Consider the following 16,419-nt stretch of genomic DNA (forward strand, 5'->3'; position numbering starts at 1 on the left):
ATTTGCTCGTCATTTAGCCCGCATTCTATCGCCATACTCCTTTGCCACAGATTTTAAAATATCACTCCAGCGATGATAGACGAGTAAATGACCAAGATTTTCAAATTCATGGAATTTTGAATTACTTAGGCTACGGTGAAACTTTCGTGCCAATTGAACGGGAACATGTTGGTCCAAACTGCCATGCCATATCGTTACTGGTGAAACGATATTTTCAAAATCAATGTTCCATAGACGACTCAAAATGACCAAATCTTCACAAAAGGCATTTGGTCCTTGCCGCATCGCTTCTCTGAACGCCAATAAAAAATTATCGGTGACTTCTGTTTCCGACAATGCCGCCGCGTCGCTCTCACACAAATGTTGATAAACCTGATCAAAATACAACTCGTGATCCTTCATCAAATTATTGGTGATAATCTTTAAAAGGGGATGCAGTACCGATGGGGCTCTCATCGCAATTTGCGCCAAGAACTTATTACTGGATTTTACACCATGGAAAAGATTGATTGGTTGGTAAGGGGTGACAGTACTAACAATCGTCGTATGCACTATCCGTTCTTTTAATATGGACGCAGCCGCCAAGGCATAAGGCCCTCCACCACAAAATCCCATAAGAGAAAATCGGTCCAAATTAAGAAAGTCCGCCAATGTATCTACGTCACGTGCAATACTCGCCAAAGTACGGTTTGGATCGGAAGTTGATAAGCCAAACCCTGGACGGTCGATGGTAATTAAGCGAATGTTATGGTCAAAAAGAGTCCGATTGTTTGGGTGTTGCTGCAGTCTTGACCCCGTACTCGGTGGAAACAAGATAACCGGAATACCACTTTTTCTGCCTATATCACTGAATCCTAACTGCCTCTCATCACTGACTTTATAGACTTGATGATAGCGCGCGGTTTCAAAAATAAGCTTGGATTTTAACGAACTGACAGTGTCCCGAGTTTCCGCTGTAGGATTCATCAAAATCAGCTTCATTAACTCACTTTGTCGGTGGCAATCTGTTTTTTGGAAGACCGATTTTAACTGAGTCCGAATGGTATTGATCGAAACACCGTGACTGTCGCTAATCTCATTCAACGTTTTATTATGCGCCAGTTTTTCGACCAGTCTCTGCTCCGCTTTCGTTAAGTCGTAGCGCTGACAGAACGCGGTTAGATTGGGTTTTACATCCACGTTTTGATTTGCGAAAAGAACCAATATATTGCTGCCAAGTTGATATTGGTCATCTATCCGAGACAAACTGATACTCACTGGATTGGTTTGAAAACTGTCACGCAGGCGCATTGTGGTTTCGCGTTCCTCCCCTTTTAGGTCAGTCAGTTCAAACAATAATTTATTGAACCATTGTTGTTGGGAGTTGAGCGAAAATAAAACATTACCATCCTCTATTTTTACTAAATCTGTGGTCTTCAGAAAGTCGAGTGCAAGTTGGTTCTGTTGCACCAACGCCCCACTACCAGTAATGACAAATGCAGGCAAAGGTAAGAAGTCGAACAGGCTCAATTGCAAATGTTGGTGCTCATCATTATCTTTCATTCGATTACTAATGGCCGCACTTCGCTCTAGGTGTTCAACGATAGTAGAAACCTGAGAAAGACTTCTATACCTTTCCACCTCCCGCATTGATAACCGTTGATTTACTTGCGCGGTTGCACTCACCACAAGTTCCGCTTCCAGTGGTGGAAGGGTTGATGCTATCTGTTCCAACAAAACAGGCCATTGGGTCGGATCCAATGCAGTATCATAGATCTGCGCAACCAATTCTGGCGAAATTTGACCGTTGGCATCCATTCTAGAGTTCTCTATGCAATAGTGAGCTTATCGTTCCAGCAACCATAGTATCGACCTGTTCAGTTGCAAACATTGACGAGAGTCATTGCGTAGCGCTTTTCGTTACCCAATGAATTTGCTACACTCTTTCGGCAAACATATTTTAGATATTAGTCGGGGAGCGATGGGCCATAACCCAAAGCTGAGACCATTTCGATGGGACCCGTTGAACCTGATGCAGTTAACACTGACGTAGGGAACTGATAGCCATGCCAAAATAAGGTTGTCTACACCCCGTAGCATACCTCTTCCATCTGGCTGCTGTTATTCCTTTACGATTACGTTTAGGAACCAAACATGACAGTAAAGAACACAACACCGATTGTACTTACCATTGCCGGTTCAGATAGTGGTGGCGGTGCAGGTATTCAAGCGGATATCAAAGCCATCTCAGCGACAGGCAGTTATGCTTGCTCCGTTATTACAGCCCTTACCGCACAAAATACCCAAGGTGTCACTGGCATCTTCCCCATCTCGTCTGAATTTGTAGAACAACAGATGGACGCTGTATTTTCCGACCTCACTATCCAAGCCGTAAAAATCGGTATGTTGAGCGACGTTAACATTATAAAAACCGTCGCCAGAAAACTCCGCCAATATAAGCCTAAACACCTTGTCATCGATCCTGTAATGGTCGCGACTAGTGGCGACTTACTGCTCGAAAGCTCAGCCATCAGCACCTTAAAAGCCGTTCTATTACCCTTAGCCACGATGATTACACCTAATCTTCCGGAAGCCGCCGCCTTAACCGGCGAATCGGCACCTAAAACTGAAGCCGAAATGAATGCTCTCATTGTAAAACTTAGGCAATTAGATACGCGAACTATCTTACTTAAAGGTGGGCATCTGGACTCTTCCGATAACAGTACCGATCTATTTATCACTAAAGAACATGTCGAACGCCTATCGACAACCAGAATTAAAACACAAAACACCCACGGAACAGGCTGTACGCTTTCGTCAGCGATAGCCAGCTATCTTGCGCAGGGCTATTCGCTAAAAGAAGCCGTTCAACTTGGCAAATACTATATTACTCAAGCAATCTCTCACGCTGATAAGTTAGATATTGGTCACGGTCACGGCCCTGTTCATCACTTTTTTCCGGGACATCAATTAGTGCAAGACTATTATTCGTTTCCAACTCAAACCGAAAATGAACAATCGAATGGTGACATTGAGTATGACTAATTCTGTACTCATTGAACTGAAAAATGCCTCGTTAGGCTACAAAGATAGCCAACAACCCATCCTTTCTGACTTAAACATGCAGATCTCAAAACAGCGATGGACCGCTATTTTGGGTAGAAGTGGTTGTGGAAAAACCACCTTGCTTCGCTTTCTGGCTGGTCTCTTAAATGAGGATCTTGACTGGCAAGGTGACATGAGAAGCAGCCTTAACGGTGAGTCACACCAACATGTCGCCTATATGGCACAACAAGATTTACTCATGCCATGGCTCAATGTCATGGATAACGTCTGTTTAAGCTTTAAATTTGGCAGCCTCATCTTGTCAGAAAAAGATAAACAAAAGGCCATCCAACTTATCGGTCAGGTTGGACTATTGAACCAGCGCCATCAGTTCCCTAATCAGCTTTCTGGAGGAATGCGTCAACGAGTCGCTCTTGCTAGAACGTTAATGCAGGATAAACCTTTGGTATTAATGGATGAGCCTTTTTCAGCATTGGATGCGGTGACTCGTTACCAACTTCAAAATCTCTCAGCCACACTTTTACAGAACAAAACTGTGGTGCTAATTACGCACGACCCTCAAGAAGCGCTGCGATTAGCTGACCACATCTATCTCATGTTGGGCAGTCCATCTCAAACGCACTCTTTTCCTGTTCCCAATGGCGATACACCTCGGTCCTTGAATGGGGAAATAGCAGAATTACAACAGAAATTAATAGAGCAATTGGAGCGAGATCATGTTGGACATTAACGTATTGAACGCCACTTCTGAACCTCATATAGCGAAAAAGAAGAAAACAATACACCCTTTGCTTCAGGGTATTCTGACCGCTTGTCTATTGTTTGGATTATGGCAGTTGATTGTTGTGGTGTTTGCATTCCCTCCTTTTATCTTGCCGTCGCCTCACGCCGTCATGATGAAACTTATACTAAGAATCGACGTGTTGCTCTTCCATACATGGATAACCACTCAAGAAATAATACTTGGGTTAGTTTTAGGCCTCACTATGGGGTTGTTTTTTGCTTTACAGATGCTTCTATTCGAACCGCTGAAACGCTGGCTATTGCCTATCCTAATTGCTAGTCAAGCCATACCGGTATTTGCTATTGCTCCAATATTAATGCTGTGGCTCGGTTATGGAATCGCATCTAAAGTGGTCATGGCAGCACTCATTATTTTCTTCCCTGTGACGACATGTTGTTACGACGGACTGCGCTCCACCCCTAACGGTTATCTTGACCTTGCTAAAACCATGTCAGCATCTAAATGGCAGACATTAAGGCACGTCCGCCTCCCAGCCGCATTACCAGCCCTTGCTTCAGGCATTCGGGTTGCCGTCGTCGTTGCCCCAATCGGCGCGGTAGTTGGTGAATGGGTAGGTTCCAGTGCTGGACTGGGGTATTTAATGCTGCAAGCTAACGCACGAATGATGATCGATGAGATGTTTGCCGCATTGTTTATTTTAGCCCTATTTTCTATCGCCCTATATTTCATCACAGACAGATTACTCAAACGAGCTATCCATTGGCAGCTCTAACCTAAACCCATCAATACTTAAGGAAAAATAATGCATTCCCAAACCCGAACAGGTTCTATCGCAATAAAAGGATGGTTGGCTCTTTTACTTTCTGGCCTTTCTCTCAATGCAAGCGCAGAGCAAAAGAGTGTTACGTTAATGCTGGACTGGTTCGTGAATCCTAACCATGGTCCTATCGTCATAGCGCAAGAAAAAGGTTACTTCAATGACCAAGGGCTTAACGTTGTGATTCAAGAGCCCGCCGACCCAAGTATGCCGGCTAAGCTTGTCGCTGCAAATAAAATCGATTTGGCTATCTCCTATCAAACCAGCTTAACCATTGATGTCGCTGAGAACCTTCCTCTCATTCGCGCTTCTACTCTCATCGCGACACCACTCAATACCTTGATGGTTTTAGACAATGGCAAGATACATTCCCTTGCTGATTTAAAAGGTAAAAAAATAGGCATCGCTATTGCCGGCAATGAAGAAGCAACCGTAGGAACCATGCTCGAATCAGCGGGTATTACCTTCGATGATGTGGAGATAATCAACGTTGGTTGGGCACTTTCGTCTTCTTTAGCATCTGGGAAAGTTGATGCAATCTGGGGAGGTTTACGCAATTTTGAGTCAAATCAACTCGCAATTGAAGGTTATAAAGCTAAGGCTTTTTATCCTGAAGAACATGGCGTCCCTGCCTACGATGAACTTGTTGTTGTAGCCAACGCAAATCATTATGACGCCGATGCTATCCGTCGATTTAATAAAGCGATAGAGAAAGCCACTATATACATTATTAACCACCCGCAAGACGCATGGATAGAGTTTGCCGCTTACTCACCAGACACATTAAACAACGAACTAAACAAACGAGCTTGGCGTGATACGCTGACACGATTTGACCTTAGGCCCGCAGCCGTTGATCTGGAACGTTACGACCAGTTCACTCAGTTTCTATATAACAACAAAATCATTCGCTCAAAACCTAAAGCATCTGATTTTGTACCAACGTTGTAATACGAAGGAAATAGGATGAAGCATCAAGATCTTATCAACGCATGCATAGATGAATGGCAAGCCTACACCGGCCATTCATTCGTTAAACAACTCGCGACTGGCAAGCTTAATGAACACGCTTACTTACATTATCTTAAACAAGATTTTCTATTCCTAAAGCATTATGCGCGAGCCTATGCGATGGCAATCTACAAAGCTCGAACATTAGCGGAAATGCGCATGGCACTGCCAAGTGTGCAAGCTCTACTGGACAGCGAGATCTCGCATCATGTTACCTACTGCCAAAAGTGGGGGCTTAGTGAAGCGGATATGGAAGCAGAACCAGAAGCGTTCAGTACGGTCGCGTACACACGTTACGTTTTGGACACTGGAATGTCAGGGAACCTAATCGACCTTTATGTAGCCTTAGCACCTTGCTCTTTAGGTTATGCCGACATCGGGAAGAACCTTTTGTACAGTGCCGATACTGAAACGAACAACAACCCGTATCTGAACTGGATAGCTCTTTATGGCGGTGATGAGTTTCAGTCCGGTGCGAACACCAGTGCAAATCAATTGGATGAATTACTCGCTGAAATAACGCTTGAGAGTGAACGGGGGCAGCAGTTGTGTGATGTATTTAAAACAGCAACGCGAATGGAAATTGCATTTTGGCAGCAAGGATTAGACGCTGCGATTTAAACAAAGGATATAGAGATGACAACGATGAACAAGAAAAAACAACAGATAATCAAACAATTAAAGGCTGTTCGGGAACAGAAACCGTTGGTCGTTAATATTACCAACTACGTGGTAATGAACAATACCGCCAATGCTCTTCTCGCCATAGGCGCATCCCCTATTATGGCGCACAGCCAGCAAGAAATGGCGGAAATGATGAGCTTTTCAGGTGCATTGGTTATTAACATCGGCACACTTGATAGTGTGTGGGCTCCGCGTATGGAATTTGCCGTTGAGCAAGCCAATATTAATAATAAAATAGTGGTCCTTGACCCCGTAGGGTGTGGAGCAAGTCAACTAAGAACAGAGACCGCGCGGCGCATTGTTCAAGCGGCTGACAAACTTATTGTGCGAGGTAATGCATCGGAGATCATTGCGTTAGCAGGCGAACAAGCTCAAAGCAAAGGCGTTGATGCCCTAGATTCTAGTGATGCAGCACTAGATAGTGCCCAGTTTTTGGCTAAAGAGTATAAATGCAGTGTTGTTATATCGGGTGCAACCGATTATGTGGTCTCTGAAACGGAGGTTGTGCAACTGAATAATGGTGACACGATGATGCCTTATGTCACCGGAATGGGTTGTACCCATACGGCACTTATTGGTGCATTTGCAGCCGTAGGCGACACGAGCGGTTTAGCCGCGACGGCAATATTGGGTGTGGCGGGAGAGATTTCGGCAGAGAAATCATCAGGTCCGGGGTCATTGCAATTAAACCTTCTGGATACGCTTTATCAACTGGATGATGAATTGCTGCTTAGTCGCTTGAAGGTAAGCTAGTTCAGTCCACTGGCAAAACTGGACTCGCGAAGGTCGTTAATCTAGAACATTAATGGATCAGTCGTATGGAGATAGTCGAGCAACTGCGGAACGATCTCCATATTGTTCACAATCTTACTTAGCTTGGTAATTAGTATAAAAGGGAAAAGACAAGTGGAATTAACAACGAATAACAAATCTACTCTGTATCGACTTTATCTGGTTACGGATGATCAGCAAGATATTGGCACCCTAAAAAAAGTAGTACAAAAAGCGATCCTAGGAGGTGTAACGGCGGTTCAGGTACGTGAAAAACATGGCGATGTTCAAGCGTTTATTGAAAGAGCTATGGCAGTAAAAGCGATCCTAAAAGGTACTAGTGTCCCTTTGATCATCAACGATAGAGTTGATGTTGCGCTAGCGGTTGAGGCTGACGGAGTCCATTTGGGTCAAAGCGATATGCCCGTGGTCACCGCTCGTCGATTGGTGGGTGATAAAATGGTTATTGGCTTATCGGTAGAAAATGAAGAACAGCTCGAAGCATCTACACATCTGCCTATTGACTATATTGGTCTTAGTGCCATTTTTTCGACACCAACAAAAACCAATATCGTGAAGCAGTGGGGATTAGAAGGACTAGAGCGCACTGTAAAAATGAGCCCGCTACCTGTTGTCGCTATTGGTGGGATTAATCCATCAAATATCCATCAGGTATCAAAAACCGGCGTGGATGGCATTGCGATAGTTTCCGCGATCTGTCACGCAGACGACCCACAATTAGCCAGTCAACACCTGTTGGAATTAATGAAGCAATAATCGAAGCTGCTGACGTGAATGTCATCATCGTTGATCTATGACTCAGCGAACCCGGTTCTCTAAAACTAAATTCTGCCCGATTTTTATGCTATTTTATCTGTACTAACCACTTACCTAGTAGACAGATGGATTACACTTTAGAGCCAATTGGTATCATTCATACGCCCTATAAAGAAAAATTTGCCGTCCCTAGGCAGCCTAGATTGGCACCTAGCGCTACCGCAAAAATTCAATTACGCGGCCAATCTAATTCACCTGAAGCTGTTCGAGGAATCGAACAGTTTAGTCATCTGTGGCTGCTATTTATGTTTGACCAGAACCTTCACGCCGGCTGGACACCAACCGTCAGACCACCTCGTTTAGGGGGAAACGAACGTGTCGGTGTTTTCTCCTCCCGATCTCCATTTCGACCCAACGGCATAGGTATGTCTGCTGTCGAACTAAAAGGCGTTAAACAAGAAGAAGGTCAAATCTGGATTGAATTAGGTAGCGTCGATCTGGTTGATGGAACCCCAATTATTGACATCAAGCCCTATATACCTTATTCAGATTCGGTATTTGATGCCAATGGTGGGTTTGCCCAAACGGAACCAAAGTTACTCAAGGTTGTATTTTCTGCGCTAGCCGATCAACAAATAGGCTTTCATGCAAATAAAGAACAGGTTAGAGCGGTAATTAATGAGGTGTTAAGGCAAGACCCTCGACCCGCCTATAAAAAGAACCAGATTGACAGTAAAGAATATGCAGCAAACCTGTTCGATCTAAACGTTAAATTTAAGGTAAACGACGAATTAGTTATCGTCACTGCCATTGAACGCTTTTGACTAAAGCAAATGGCTGATATCATATTCAGCTAATTTTTATTAACCATGATGAACGGATACCATAAATGCGTACCAGTAAATATCTTCTTTCAACCCTGAAAGAGACGCCAAACGACGCAGAGATCATTAGCCACCAACTAATGCTACGTGCAGGTATGATCCGCAGACTTGCTTCAGGTCTTTATACTTGGCTACCTACCGGTTTACGTGTACTGCGTAAAGTCGAAAATATTGTTCGAGAAGAGATGAATAATGCCGGTTCTGTAGAAATGATAATGCCCGTGGTTCAACCTTCTGAACTATGGCAAGAGACAGGCCGTTGGGACAAGTTTGGTCCTGAGCTGCTAAGAATTGCAGACCGACATGACCGATCGTTTGTGCTGGGTCCAACGCACGAAGAAGTGATCACGGACATGGTTCGTAATGAAGTGAAGTCATACAAACAACTTCCTTTGAACCTTTTCCAAATTCAAACAAAATTTCGAGATGAAGTGCGCCCTCGCTTTGGTGTAATGCGCTCGCGTGAATTTATCATGAAGGATGCATACTCGTTCCACTTAGACAAAGAAAGTCTAGAAGAAACGTACCAGGAAATGTATCAAGCATACTGCAATGTATTCAACCGTATGGGTTTGGATTTCCGCCCAGTATTAGCCGATACCGGCTCTATTGGTGGTAGTGCTTCTCACGAGTTCCATGTACTTGCAGAAAGCGGTGAAGATCTGATTGCCTTCTCTGACGGTTCCGATTACGCAGCAAACATCGAGAAAGCTGAGGCGTTAGCACCAACAGAAACTCTAGCTCAAGCAACGAAAGAACTTGAGTTAGTTAATACGCCAAACGCAAAAACGATTGCAGAGCTAGTTGAACAGTTTGATCTTCCGATTGAGAAAACCGTGAAGACTCTGTTTGTTAAAGCATCTGAAGAAATCGATGCCGACTTGGTTGCTTTACTTATTCGTGGTGATCATGACCTAAACGAAGTCAAAGCAGAGAACCTAATTGAAGTTGCCTCACCTTTCGAGTTCGCTGAAGAAGCAGAGATACGTACATTGATTGGTGCTGGCCCCGGTTCACTTGGCCCGGTAGGCCTTACACTACCCGTCATTGTTGACCGTGCAGTTGCGGTAATGAGCGACTTTGGTGCTGGTGCAAATGTTGATGACAAGCACTACTTTGGTATTAACTGGGGACGTGATGTTGAACTAGGAAAGATTGAAGACCTACGCAACGTTGTTTTAGGTGATCCTAGCCCTTGCGGTAAAGGTTCCCTCCAGTTCAAACGCGGTATCGAAGTTGGCCATATTTTCCAACTTGGTAACAACTACTCAAAATCTATGAATGCTGGTGTTCTTGGTCCTGATGGAAGAAACCAGATAATGGAAATGGGTTGTTACGGCATCGGCTGTACTCGTGTCGTCGCGGCGGCCATTGAGCAAAACCACGACAAGTTCGGCATCATCTGGCCAGAAGCTATTGCCCCTTTCCACGTCGTTATTGTTCCTATGAATATGCACAAGTCTGGTCGTGTTAAAGAAGCGGCAGAGCAACTCTATGCAGATCTTACCTCTCAAGGTATCGAAGTACTGTTCGATGATCGTAAAGAGCGTCCAGGTGTCATGTTTAAAGATATGGAACTGATTGGTATTCCGCACACTATCGTTATTGGCGATCGTAGTATGGACGAAGGTAACTTCGAATATAAGAATCGTCGCAACGGAGAAAAAGTCGCTATTGCTATGGATTCTGTTGTTGAGCATATTAAAGCTCAACTGAGTTAATTTACGCTCAAACCATTCGGAACAAGGGGTGCATATTTGCAGCCCCTTTTTTGTTTCGTTACTTTCTATTTATTGCAAAAAGAGGAGATGGCATTCGTATCAAAACATTGATTCGTCATCTCACTGCTCACGCAGGGGATAACAAATCAAACTTTGTCATCCCCTGCGTCGCTGTGTATATTATTGCGAATAAATATTGATATGAAAATTTGGATAACGAAATGAAAATATATGATTGCTGCAACCTCGTTCGCGAACTTTATGCTCAAATTGGAAGTGGCGACCAAGGCTATATACCACAAGCAATTACTTGTGCAGTTAAAACCCTTAATGATATTGCAGCAGATGAAACACTGATTAAAGATGTAAGAGATAGAGCCGCATTTGCTGCCGCTAACTTACTTATTTCTGATTTTGAGGATTAAAGATGGATCTATCTAAATTCGAAAGCATGGACACCATTATGCTGATGAGCATCATTAACCTAAAACTTAGGGACGACTTCAACGGCGACTTAAATGAGTTAGTAAAGTTCTTTGACATTGACCGTAAAGCTCTGGAAACGAAACTAGCCACAGCAGGTTTCGAGTTTTTGACCGAAGCGAAACAATTTAGATAATAACCACCTGCAATGCAGGTGGTTCCAGTGGCCTCTGCATAAGAGGCTTATTCTCGCAGAACCCATCCGTTCACTGTCATTCCAGTGTGAATGGCGACAATATTGTGGGTTCTGGGCTACATCACTTTCATGCGCATTAAATCAAAAACACCTGATAATCTTTAAGTTCTGGGATCTTCTCGTGCAGCATTTTCTCTTCTTCCGCTACTTTTTCCAAGTCACCGCAGTACTGTTTCGCGTCTTTTTCTAATCCTTTTGAATCCGCTTTTAATTTGGTATTTAGGCTCGCTTGTAGCTCAGTCAGTTTGTCCTTCAGTTCAGTCAAGTTTAACCCACCTTCTGCCTTCATTTGATCTGAAATTGCAGTAAATGCACTGGAAAAAAATTCGGCATTAAATGTCTCTCTTGCCGCGGCGAGGTCTTCTTTCCACGTCGAGACAGCATCGCTAAACGCCGCCTCTTGAAGCACAAATTGCTCATCATTCTTGTAGCGCTGCTCCACCCCGTTAAAAAATTCTTCCAGTGCTTCTTTAACGCTATTGAATGCTTCTGAATTATTAAAGCTAATGGCTATCTCGTCTAAGGCGCTTTGCGCCAATACCAAACCATCTCGAGCGATATCTAACATCTTCGGAACGTATTTATTCATATGTTCACGATAGCTTCTCACCGCGTCTTCTTGCGCCTGACTCAAATCGAGCTTTTCGCCATTAATGAAGACGTTGTTATTTTCATCAATGAGTACTCTAGAAGTATCCTTCTGAATTATCTCTACTTGTTGCCCATCGAGATGAACCTCATTTTTGATATCAACGTTACACTGATTCGCCGCATGGGCGTTGACACTAAAGCAGAGCATCAATCCAATTGTTAATTTATTCATCACGTCCTCGAATTCTCGTCATATCAACCAAATCATAGCAAGTCATAATCTTAGTTCGTCAATATTGGGTTAGATTATATGAATAATCTCATACCAAATCTGTTTTCCAGCAATATCCAAGTTAATCTCATCACCTATCTGTTTGCCTAACATGGCGTTGCCTAAAGGGGCTTTAGCGGTAATGAGCGCCACATTTTGGCTCTGACAATGAACCGTCACACCACCCGCACACGGTCCCATGAAAAAAAGGGAATGGCTATCCTCTGCATCCACTAACTCAATCAGTGCACCAATATTCACCTTTTCATCCTGATTAAACGCTCTGATGGGCAAACGTTTGTACTGCTGAATATCCGATTCACACTCTTGCACCCTACGAGCCTGTCCATGCGCAAGATAAGCGGCCTCCAAAGCCAATGTGTCGTACTTGTTCTCAGGTACTGTCTCTTCATCCGTTGCTGCGTCTATCGCCGTCTGAGTCGCACTCAAAGCGATTTGGTGTATTTTTTCTAACTGTTCAACAATGGTATTAATTAGTAAGTTTTTGTCCACTATAGTTCCAAACTCAGTTGTTTCGTTTGCTCTTCTGGCTTTAACATCACATTCAATCCAAGAAGCCGGATCTCTCTACCATTTTGGCGTTGCAGAATATCATGCAGTAGTTCTTTAAAATATGCCAATTCTAGCTGATTATGGACATGCTCTATGGTGGTTTGTTGGAAGTCGGCAAATTTCATTTTTATCCCTTGCTTTAAAATCTCGCCATTTGGTGTGGCTTTTAGCAAGCGCGCCTCTAACTCAGGATAGAGTTTTTCTTCAATGATCTGCCAACACTGATCGTAACTTGAGATATTCTTAGAGAAGGTTCGTTCCACTCCTACCGATTTTCTTTCACGTTCAGTTTCAACTTGTCGTGTATCAATACCGTGGCTTTTTTTCCATAGTGAAGCCCCTAATCGACCAAATTTAAGCAACAAATCTCGGTAATCACTATTTTTTATGTCTTCACATATATAAAAACCAGCTTGTTGTAGTTTTTCTAAACTCACCTTTCCGACACCGGGAATCCTCTCTAATGGCAGTTTATCGATCACATTTTGTACCTCCTCAGGAGGTATAACAAATTGACCGTTAGGTTTATTCATATCGGATGCTACTTTGGCTAAAAATTTGATAGGTGCAATGCCTGCGGATGCAGTGAGTTGCAACTCATCCCGAATGTCTTTACGTATTGCCTCCGCAATTAATGTCGCTGAACCATGAAGCATCTTACAATCGGTCACATCCAAAAAGGCTTCATCCAACGAAAGGGGTTCGATTTTTAATGTATATCTTTCAAGAATACGTCTTATCTGCTTAGATACGTCGCTGTAGACCTTCATTCTACCAGGCACCAATTGCAAATGAGGGCACAGCTTTAATGCCTGCCCGGTCGGCATAGCCGAACGCACCCCAAACTTCCTTGCCTCATAATTACACGTACTAATAACACCCCGTTGCTTTTCGTTTCCGCCAACCGCTAATGCAATATCTTTATATTCGGGAAAATCTCTCATTTCTACAGCTGCATAAAAGCAATCCATATCAACATGAATGATCTTTCTAAGTTTGTCGGGCGTTTCTAGCATCGTCGTTAGGATATAATTGGCTGTATAAAAAAACAGTATAACTTATAATTTCACCGAAATTTGAGATAATCCATATTAATATTTGGGATTGTTACTTCCTCGGAGTGGTGGTTTATCTAGCTCATCAACATATTTTGTCTAAACATATACATAGCACGGACTATTTATTCTATATTTAGGTTAAGCCGTTAAGCAGATCAAAATACAAAGGTTGGTACACTCATTGAATAACCGAATTCTCGTGGTTGAAGATAGTCGAAGTTTTAGAAACTATCTAAATAATCAGATAAGCCAAATCAACATGGAAGTGGTGTCGACCGAATCGCTAAAAGAAGCAAAAGCCATATTAGAAAATGACACTGATTTTTTGTGTGCTGTACTAGATTTCTGTTTACCCGATGGACCCGATGGTGAGGTAATCGATCTAGCCCTCTCCTATGATATGAAGGTAATTGTTGTCACAGGGCAATTTGATGAGCAGTTGCGAGACGCGATGTTAGCAAAAGGGGTTATCGACTATATACTAAAGGATAGTTTCGCGTCTATTTCCTATCTACTCCCTTTATTGACTCGGTTAAATAGAAATAAATGTCACAAAGCATTGGTTGTTGACGATTCATTGACTGTACGAAGACATCTGGTTCAGTTACTTGACCACCATTATATCCGTTCTGTACAGGCAGAGGACGGTGTAGAAGCACTAGAAATACTCAAAGCTGATCCAGAGATAACGTTGATCATCACCGACAATACCATGCCGGAAAAAGATGGTATCTCTATGACGAGAGAGATACGTCTGACTTATGACCGCAGCCAGCTCGCGATACTCGGTCTCTCTACGGCCGAGTCCAAAACTGTCACGGCACAATTTCTAAAAGCGGGTGCAAACGATTATCTAAAAAAGCCGTTTAATCAGGAAGAGTTTTATTGTCGAATACAAAACCTGCTAAATATGAAAGATATCAGTGACGATATGTTCAAAATGGCGAATCAAGATGCATTAACGGGTCTTTGGAACCGACGCTACCTATTCTCAAATGCTGATAACAACAAAGAACAGCGTAATGTCGCGATGCTAGATATCGATTTCTTCAAAAGGATTAACGACAACTACGGGCATGAAGCGGGAGATCAAGCACTGGTTACTATCAGTCATATTATTGCGATTTATTTTAAAGAGGATCTAGCCGCACGAATCGGCGGAGAAGAGTTCTGTATCGTTAATTACGGCGATTACGATGCGTTCGTTCAACGCTTAGACAACATGCGACAGCGTATAGAAAAAACAGCGATCCCTTACAATGGAGAAGACATTAAGCTCACCATGAGTATTGGAGTGACAAGAGCGAAAAGAGATATTGATACCATGATTCGTATCGCAGATGAGAGATTATACGCTGCAAAAGAAACCGGTAGAAACCGAGTCATCTCTGAAGATGTTGATTAGGAACAAAACCTCAAGAAGTGACTCTTGAGGTTTTAAACTATTAAAGCAGTCTGTTTTGCTCCCATTCCGCCATTTTGACTGCACGTGCAGCCTCTTTAGCTTCACGCCGCTTACGTGCATCGCAAGGCTCCGGGCAGTTACACACTTTGTCTATTCCTACAGAATCTAAACCACCACAACTTCCTGCTACCGCTTTCTTTTGGAATATGTAACCGACAGCCATAGAAGCTATAACGGCTAAGAAAACACCAAACGTTACTAGAAAAGTTCCCATAGAATCACCCTATTGTTCGTTCTTTATTTCTTTAAATATTGAGCAAAAGCATCAGAGTAAACTTCTTTAAAGCCATCATCTGTCTTTACTACCATAAATACCGCGAGACCATTCTTATTCGCGACGTCAATTCCTACGTCTTCACCCAGCACCATCAGACCAGTGGCTAGGCCATCAGCCGTCATGCTTGAAGCATGCAGAGCGGTGACAGAAACGACTTTGTGATCAATTGGTCTACCCGTTTCTGGGTTGATAATATGAGAGTAGCGTATACCATCACGTTCAAAATAATTCCGATAGTCACCCGACGTTGCAACCGCCATGTCTCCTGGTGAGATAATCTCTTGTACGGCTCTTTCATCGACATCCGGTTTTTCTATCGCAATTCTCCAAGCCACATTCTCACGATTTTTACCTTTAAGCCGCATCTCTCCACCGATTTCCACCATGTAGTTTTGAACGCCTTGCTGCTCGATGTAGTTGGCAACAACATCTACCCCCCAACCTTTTGCAATCGTTGATAAATCGACATAAAGGTCAGGGATATCTTTCGTAAGGCTGTTTCCTTCTAATGTTAAATGATCAATACCAACATTTGCCCTACGCGCGGCTAGCTCTTCATTTGTTGGTACCACTTCAGGCCTCGCTTCTGGGCCAAAACCCCAAAGATTAACTAGAGGACCGACCGTAACATCTAATGCACCTAATGTAAGGCGATTCAGCCTGATTGCTTCTTTTGTTACTTGCGCTGTATCCGGTGAAACAGCAAAAGGCTCAGACCCTTTATACTGATTAAATTGACTCAACTCCGAAGTTTTACGATAGGTCGACATCTGGTCGTTTACCTGCTCGAGCAGCCTATCTACTTCAGACTGTAATTTTTCTGACGACGGAATACCATCACCATTGATAAACTTGACATTGTAAGTCGTGCCCATAGTTGGACCAGTAAGATGAATTTGCTCTCGCGTCTCACTACAACCAACTAATAGAGATATAGAACAGATGAACAATAGAATAACTTTCATCTGACTAACCATTTTTGAAGAATTAAGCGTCATTCCGCTTTCCTATTCTACTGTTTAATTAAGATATCTACTTCACCGCATTGTT

18 protein-coding genes and 1 riboswitch are annotated in these 16,419 nt (G+C 43.1%); of the genes, 12 read left to right on the forward strand and 6 right to left on the reverse strand.

The window, feature by feature from the left end; genetic code table 11:
• Positions 1–9 precede the first annotated feature (9 nt).
• A complete protein-coding gene (locus L3V77_RS13400; protein ID WP_275134591.1) occupies positions 10–1,797 on the reverse strand; it encodes an alpha/beta fold hydrolase in 1,788 nt (595 codons plus the stop codon).
• 144 nt (positions 1,798–1,941) lie between these two features.
• A riboswitch (TPP riboswitch) is annotated at positions 1,942–2,052 on the forward strand.
• Positions 2,053–2,133: 81 nt separating this feature from the next.
• Between L3V77_RS13400 and thiD the strand changes: the two genes are divergently transcribed.
• The 11 genes from thiD to L3V77_RS13455 all read left to right on the forward strand — a co-directional run bounded on the left by thiD (position 2,134) and on the right by L3V77_RS13455 (position 11,074).
• On the forward strand, positions 2,134–3,024 hold the full coding sequence (thiD, locus tag L3V77_RS13405; RefSeq protein ID WP_275134592.1) for a bifunctional hydroxymethylpyrimidine kinase/phosphomethylpyrimidine kinase: 891 nt from the start codon (positions 2,134–2,136) through the stop codon (positions 3,022–3,024).
• Positions 3,017–3,775 (forward strand): ABC transporter ATP-binding protein, encoded by a 759-nt coding sequence (locus L3V77_RS13410; RefSeq protein ID WP_275134593.1) that lies wholly within the window; start codon positions 3,017–3,019, stop codon positions 3,773–3,775. The genes thiD and L3V77_RS13410 overlap by 8 nt, the downstream gene beginning before the upstream one ends.
• A complete protein-coding gene (locus L3V77_RS13415) occupies positions 3,762–4,562 on the forward strand; it encodes an ABC transporter permease (protein ID WP_275134594.1) in 801 nt (266 codons plus the stop codon). Before L3V77_RS13410 ends, L3V77_RS13415 begins: the two co-directional genes overlap by 14 nt.
• Positions 4,563–4,592: 30 nt before the next feature.
• Positions 4,593–5,558, forward strand: a complete 966-nt coding sequence (locus L3V77_RS13420; RefSeq protein WP_275134595.1) for an ABC transporter substrate-binding protein — start codon at positions 4,593–4,595, stop codon at positions 5,556–5,558.
• Between the two features lie 15 nt (positions 5,559–5,573).
• Positions 5,574–6,239, forward strand: coding sequence for a thiaminase II (gene tenA / locus L3V77_RS13425; RefSeq protein ID WP_275134596.1), 666 nt, complete (start codon positions 5,574–5,576; stop codon positions 6,237–6,239).
• A gap of 15 nt (positions 6,240–6,254) precedes the next feature.
• Positions 6,255–7,055 carry a hydroxyethylthiazole kinase gene (thiM, locus tag L3V77_RS13430; protein WP_275134597.1) on the forward strand — a complete coding sequence of 267 codons (801 nt, stop codon included), beginning with the start codon at positions 6,255–6,257 and terminating at the stop codon, positions 7,053–7,055.
• 153 nt (positions 7,056–7,208) lie between these two features.
• Positions 7,209–7,850 (forward strand): thiamine phosphate synthase, encoded by a 642-nt coding sequence (gene thiE, locus L3V77_RS13435; RefSeq protein ID WP_275134598.1) that lies wholly within the window; start codon positions 7,209–7,211, stop codon positions 7,848–7,850.
• Between the two features lie 125 nt (positions 7,851–7,975).
• The gene (tsaA, locus tag L3V77_RS13440) at positions 7,976–8,674 is read left to right on the forward strand and encodes a tRNA (N6-threonylcarbamoyladenosine(37)-N6)-methyltransferase TrmO (RefSeq protein ID WP_275134599.1); all 699 of its coding nucleotides are present in this window, start codon (positions 7,976–7,978) and stop codon (positions 8,672–8,674) included.
• A 65-nt stretch (positions 8,675–8,739) separates the two neighbouring features.
• Positions 8,740–10,455 carry a proline--tRNA ligase gene (gene proS, locus L3V77_RS13445; protein ID WP_275134600.1) on the forward strand — a complete coding sequence of 572 codons (1,716 nt, stop codon included), beginning with the start codon at positions 8,740–8,742 and terminating at the stop codon, positions 10,453–10,455.
• A 221-nt stretch (positions 10,456–10,676) separates the two neighbouring features.
• Complete coding sequence (locus tag L3V77_RS13450; RefSeq protein WP_195704103.1) at positions 10,677–10,880, forward strand: YaeP family protein; 204 nt, start codon at positions 10,677–10,679, stop codon at positions 10,878–10,880.
• A 2-nt stretch (positions 10,881–10,882) separates the two neighbouring features.
• The gene (locus L3V77_RS13455) at positions 10,883–11,074 is read left to right on the forward strand and encodes a DUF4250 domain-containing protein (protein ID WP_275134601.1); all 192 of its coding nucleotides are present in this window, start codon (positions 10,883–10,885) and stop codon (positions 11,072–11,074) included.
• A 136-nt stretch (positions 11,075–11,210) separates the two neighbouring features.
• On the opposite strand, the gene L3V77_RS13460 is transcribed toward L3V77_RS13455, so the two are convergent.
• From L3V77_RS13460 to dinB, 3 genes are all read right to left on the reverse strand, one after another.
• Positions 11,211–11,957, reverse strand: coding sequence for a DUF2884 family protein (locus tag L3V77_RS13460; RefSeq protein ID WP_275134602.1), 747 nt, complete (start codon positions 11,955–11,957; stop codon positions 11,211–11,213).
• Positions 11,958–12,026: 69 nt separating this feature from the next.
• Positions 12,027–12,509 (reverse strand): GreA/GreB family elongation factor, encoded by a 483-nt coding sequence (locus L3V77_RS13465; RefSeq protein ID WP_275134603.1) that lies wholly within the window; start codon positions 12,507–12,509, stop codon positions 12,027–12,029.
• Positions 12,509–13,585 (reverse strand): DNA polymerase IV, encoded by a 1,077-nt coding sequence (dinB, locus tag L3V77_RS13470; protein WP_275134604.1) that lies wholly within the window; start codon positions 13,583–13,585, stop codon positions 12,509–12,511. The genes L3V77_RS13465 and dinB overlap by 1 nt, the downstream gene beginning before the upstream one ends.
• A gap of 223 nt (positions 13,586–13,808) precedes the next feature.
• On the opposite strand from dinB, the gene L3V77_RS13475 reads away from it, so the two are divergent.
• Positions 13,809–15,032 (forward strand): diguanylate cyclase, encoded by a 1,224-nt coding sequence (locus L3V77_RS13475; RefSeq protein WP_275134605.1) that lies wholly within the window; start codon positions 13,809–13,811, stop codon positions 15,030–15,032.
• A 40-nt stretch (positions 15,033–15,072) separates the two neighbouring features.
• Here L3V77_RS13475 and nqrM read toward each other — a convergent pair whose 3' ends face one another.
• Positions 15,073–15,306 (reverse strand): (Na+)-NQR maturation NqrM, encoded by a 234-nt coding sequence (gene nqrM, locus L3V77_RS13480; protein ID WP_275134606.1) that lies wholly within the window; start codon positions 15,304–15,306, stop codon positions 15,073–15,075.
• 23 nt (positions 15,307–15,329) lie between these two features.
• Positions 15,330–16,334, reverse strand: a complete 1,005-nt coding sequence (locus tag L3V77_RS13485) for an FAD:protein FMN transferase (RefSeq protein WP_275136771.1) — start codon at positions 16,332–16,334, stop codon at positions 15,330–15,332.
• Positions 16,335–16,419 lie beyond the last annotated feature (85 nt).

The sequence above is a fragment of the Vibrio sp. DW001 genome, from assembly GCF_029016285.1.
Taxonomy (GTDB): domain Bacteria; phylum Pseudomonadota; class Gammaproteobacteria; order Enterobacterales; family Vibrionaceae; genus Vibrio.

What these genes read in the sequence shown, in the direction of transcription:
- dinB (WP_275134604.1), bottom strand. Translation starts at nt 13,585, where the DNA reads ATGCTAGAAACGCCCGACAAACTTAGAAAGATCATTCATGTTGATATG.
- tsaA (WP_275134599.1), top strand. Translation starts at nt 7,976, where the DNA reads ATGGATTACACTTTAGAGCCAATTGGTATCATTCATACGCCCTATAAA.
- nqrM (WP_275134606.1), bottom strand. Translation starts at nt 15,306, where the DNA reads ATGGGAACTTTTCTAGTAACGTTTGGTGTTTTCTTAGCCGTTATAGCT.
- L3V77_RS13420 (WP_275134595.1), top strand. Translation starts at nt 4,593, where the DNA reads ATGCATTCCCAAACCCGAACAGGTTCTATCGCAATAAAAGGATGGTTG.
- thiM (WP_275134597.1), top strand. Translation starts at nt 6,255, where the DNA reads ATGACAACGATGAACAAGAAAAAACAACAGATAATCAAACAATTAAAG.
- L3V77_RS13450 (WP_195704103.1), top strand. Translation starts at nt 10,677, where the DNA reads ATGAAAATATATGATTGCTGCAACCTCGTTCGCGAACTTTATGCTCAA.
- L3V77_RS13455 (WP_275134601.1), top strand. Translation starts at nt 10,883, where the DNA reads ATGGATCTATCTAAATTCGAAAGCATGGACACCATTATGCTGATGAGC.
- L3V77_RS13410 (WP_275134593.1), top strand. Translation starts at nt 3,017, where the DNA reads ATGACTAATTCTGTACTCATTGAACTGAAAAATGCCTCGTTAGGCTAC.
- L3V77_RS13400 (WP_275134591.1), bottom strand. Translation starts at nt 1,797, where the DNA reads ATGGATGCCAACGGTCAAATTTCGCCAGAATTGGTTGCGCAGATCTAT.
- L3V77_RS13460 (WP_275134602.1), bottom strand. Translation starts at nt 11,957, where the DNA reads ATGAATAAATTAACAATTGGATTGATGCTCTGCTTTAGTGTCAACGCC.
- L3V77_RS13415 (WP_275134594.1), top strand. Translation starts at nt 3,762, where the DNA reads ATGTTGGACATTAACGTATTGAACGCCACTTCTGAACCTCATATAGCG.
- tenA (WP_275134596.1), top strand. Translation starts at nt 5,574, where the DNA reads ATGAAGCATCAAGATCTTATCAACGCATGCATAGATGAATGGCAAGCC.
- L3V77_RS13485 (WP_275136771.1), bottom strand. Translation starts at nt 16,334, where the DNA reads ATGAAAGTTATTCTATTGTTCATCTGTTCTATATCTCTATTAGTTGGT.
- proS (WP_275134600.1), top strand. Translation starts at nt 8,740, where the DNA reads ATGCGTACCAGTAAATATCTTCTTTCAACCCTGAAAGAGACGCCAAAC.
- thiD (WP_275134592.1), top strand. Translation starts at nt 2,134, where the DNA reads ATGACAGTAAAGAACACAACACCGATTGTACTTACCATTGCCGGTTCA.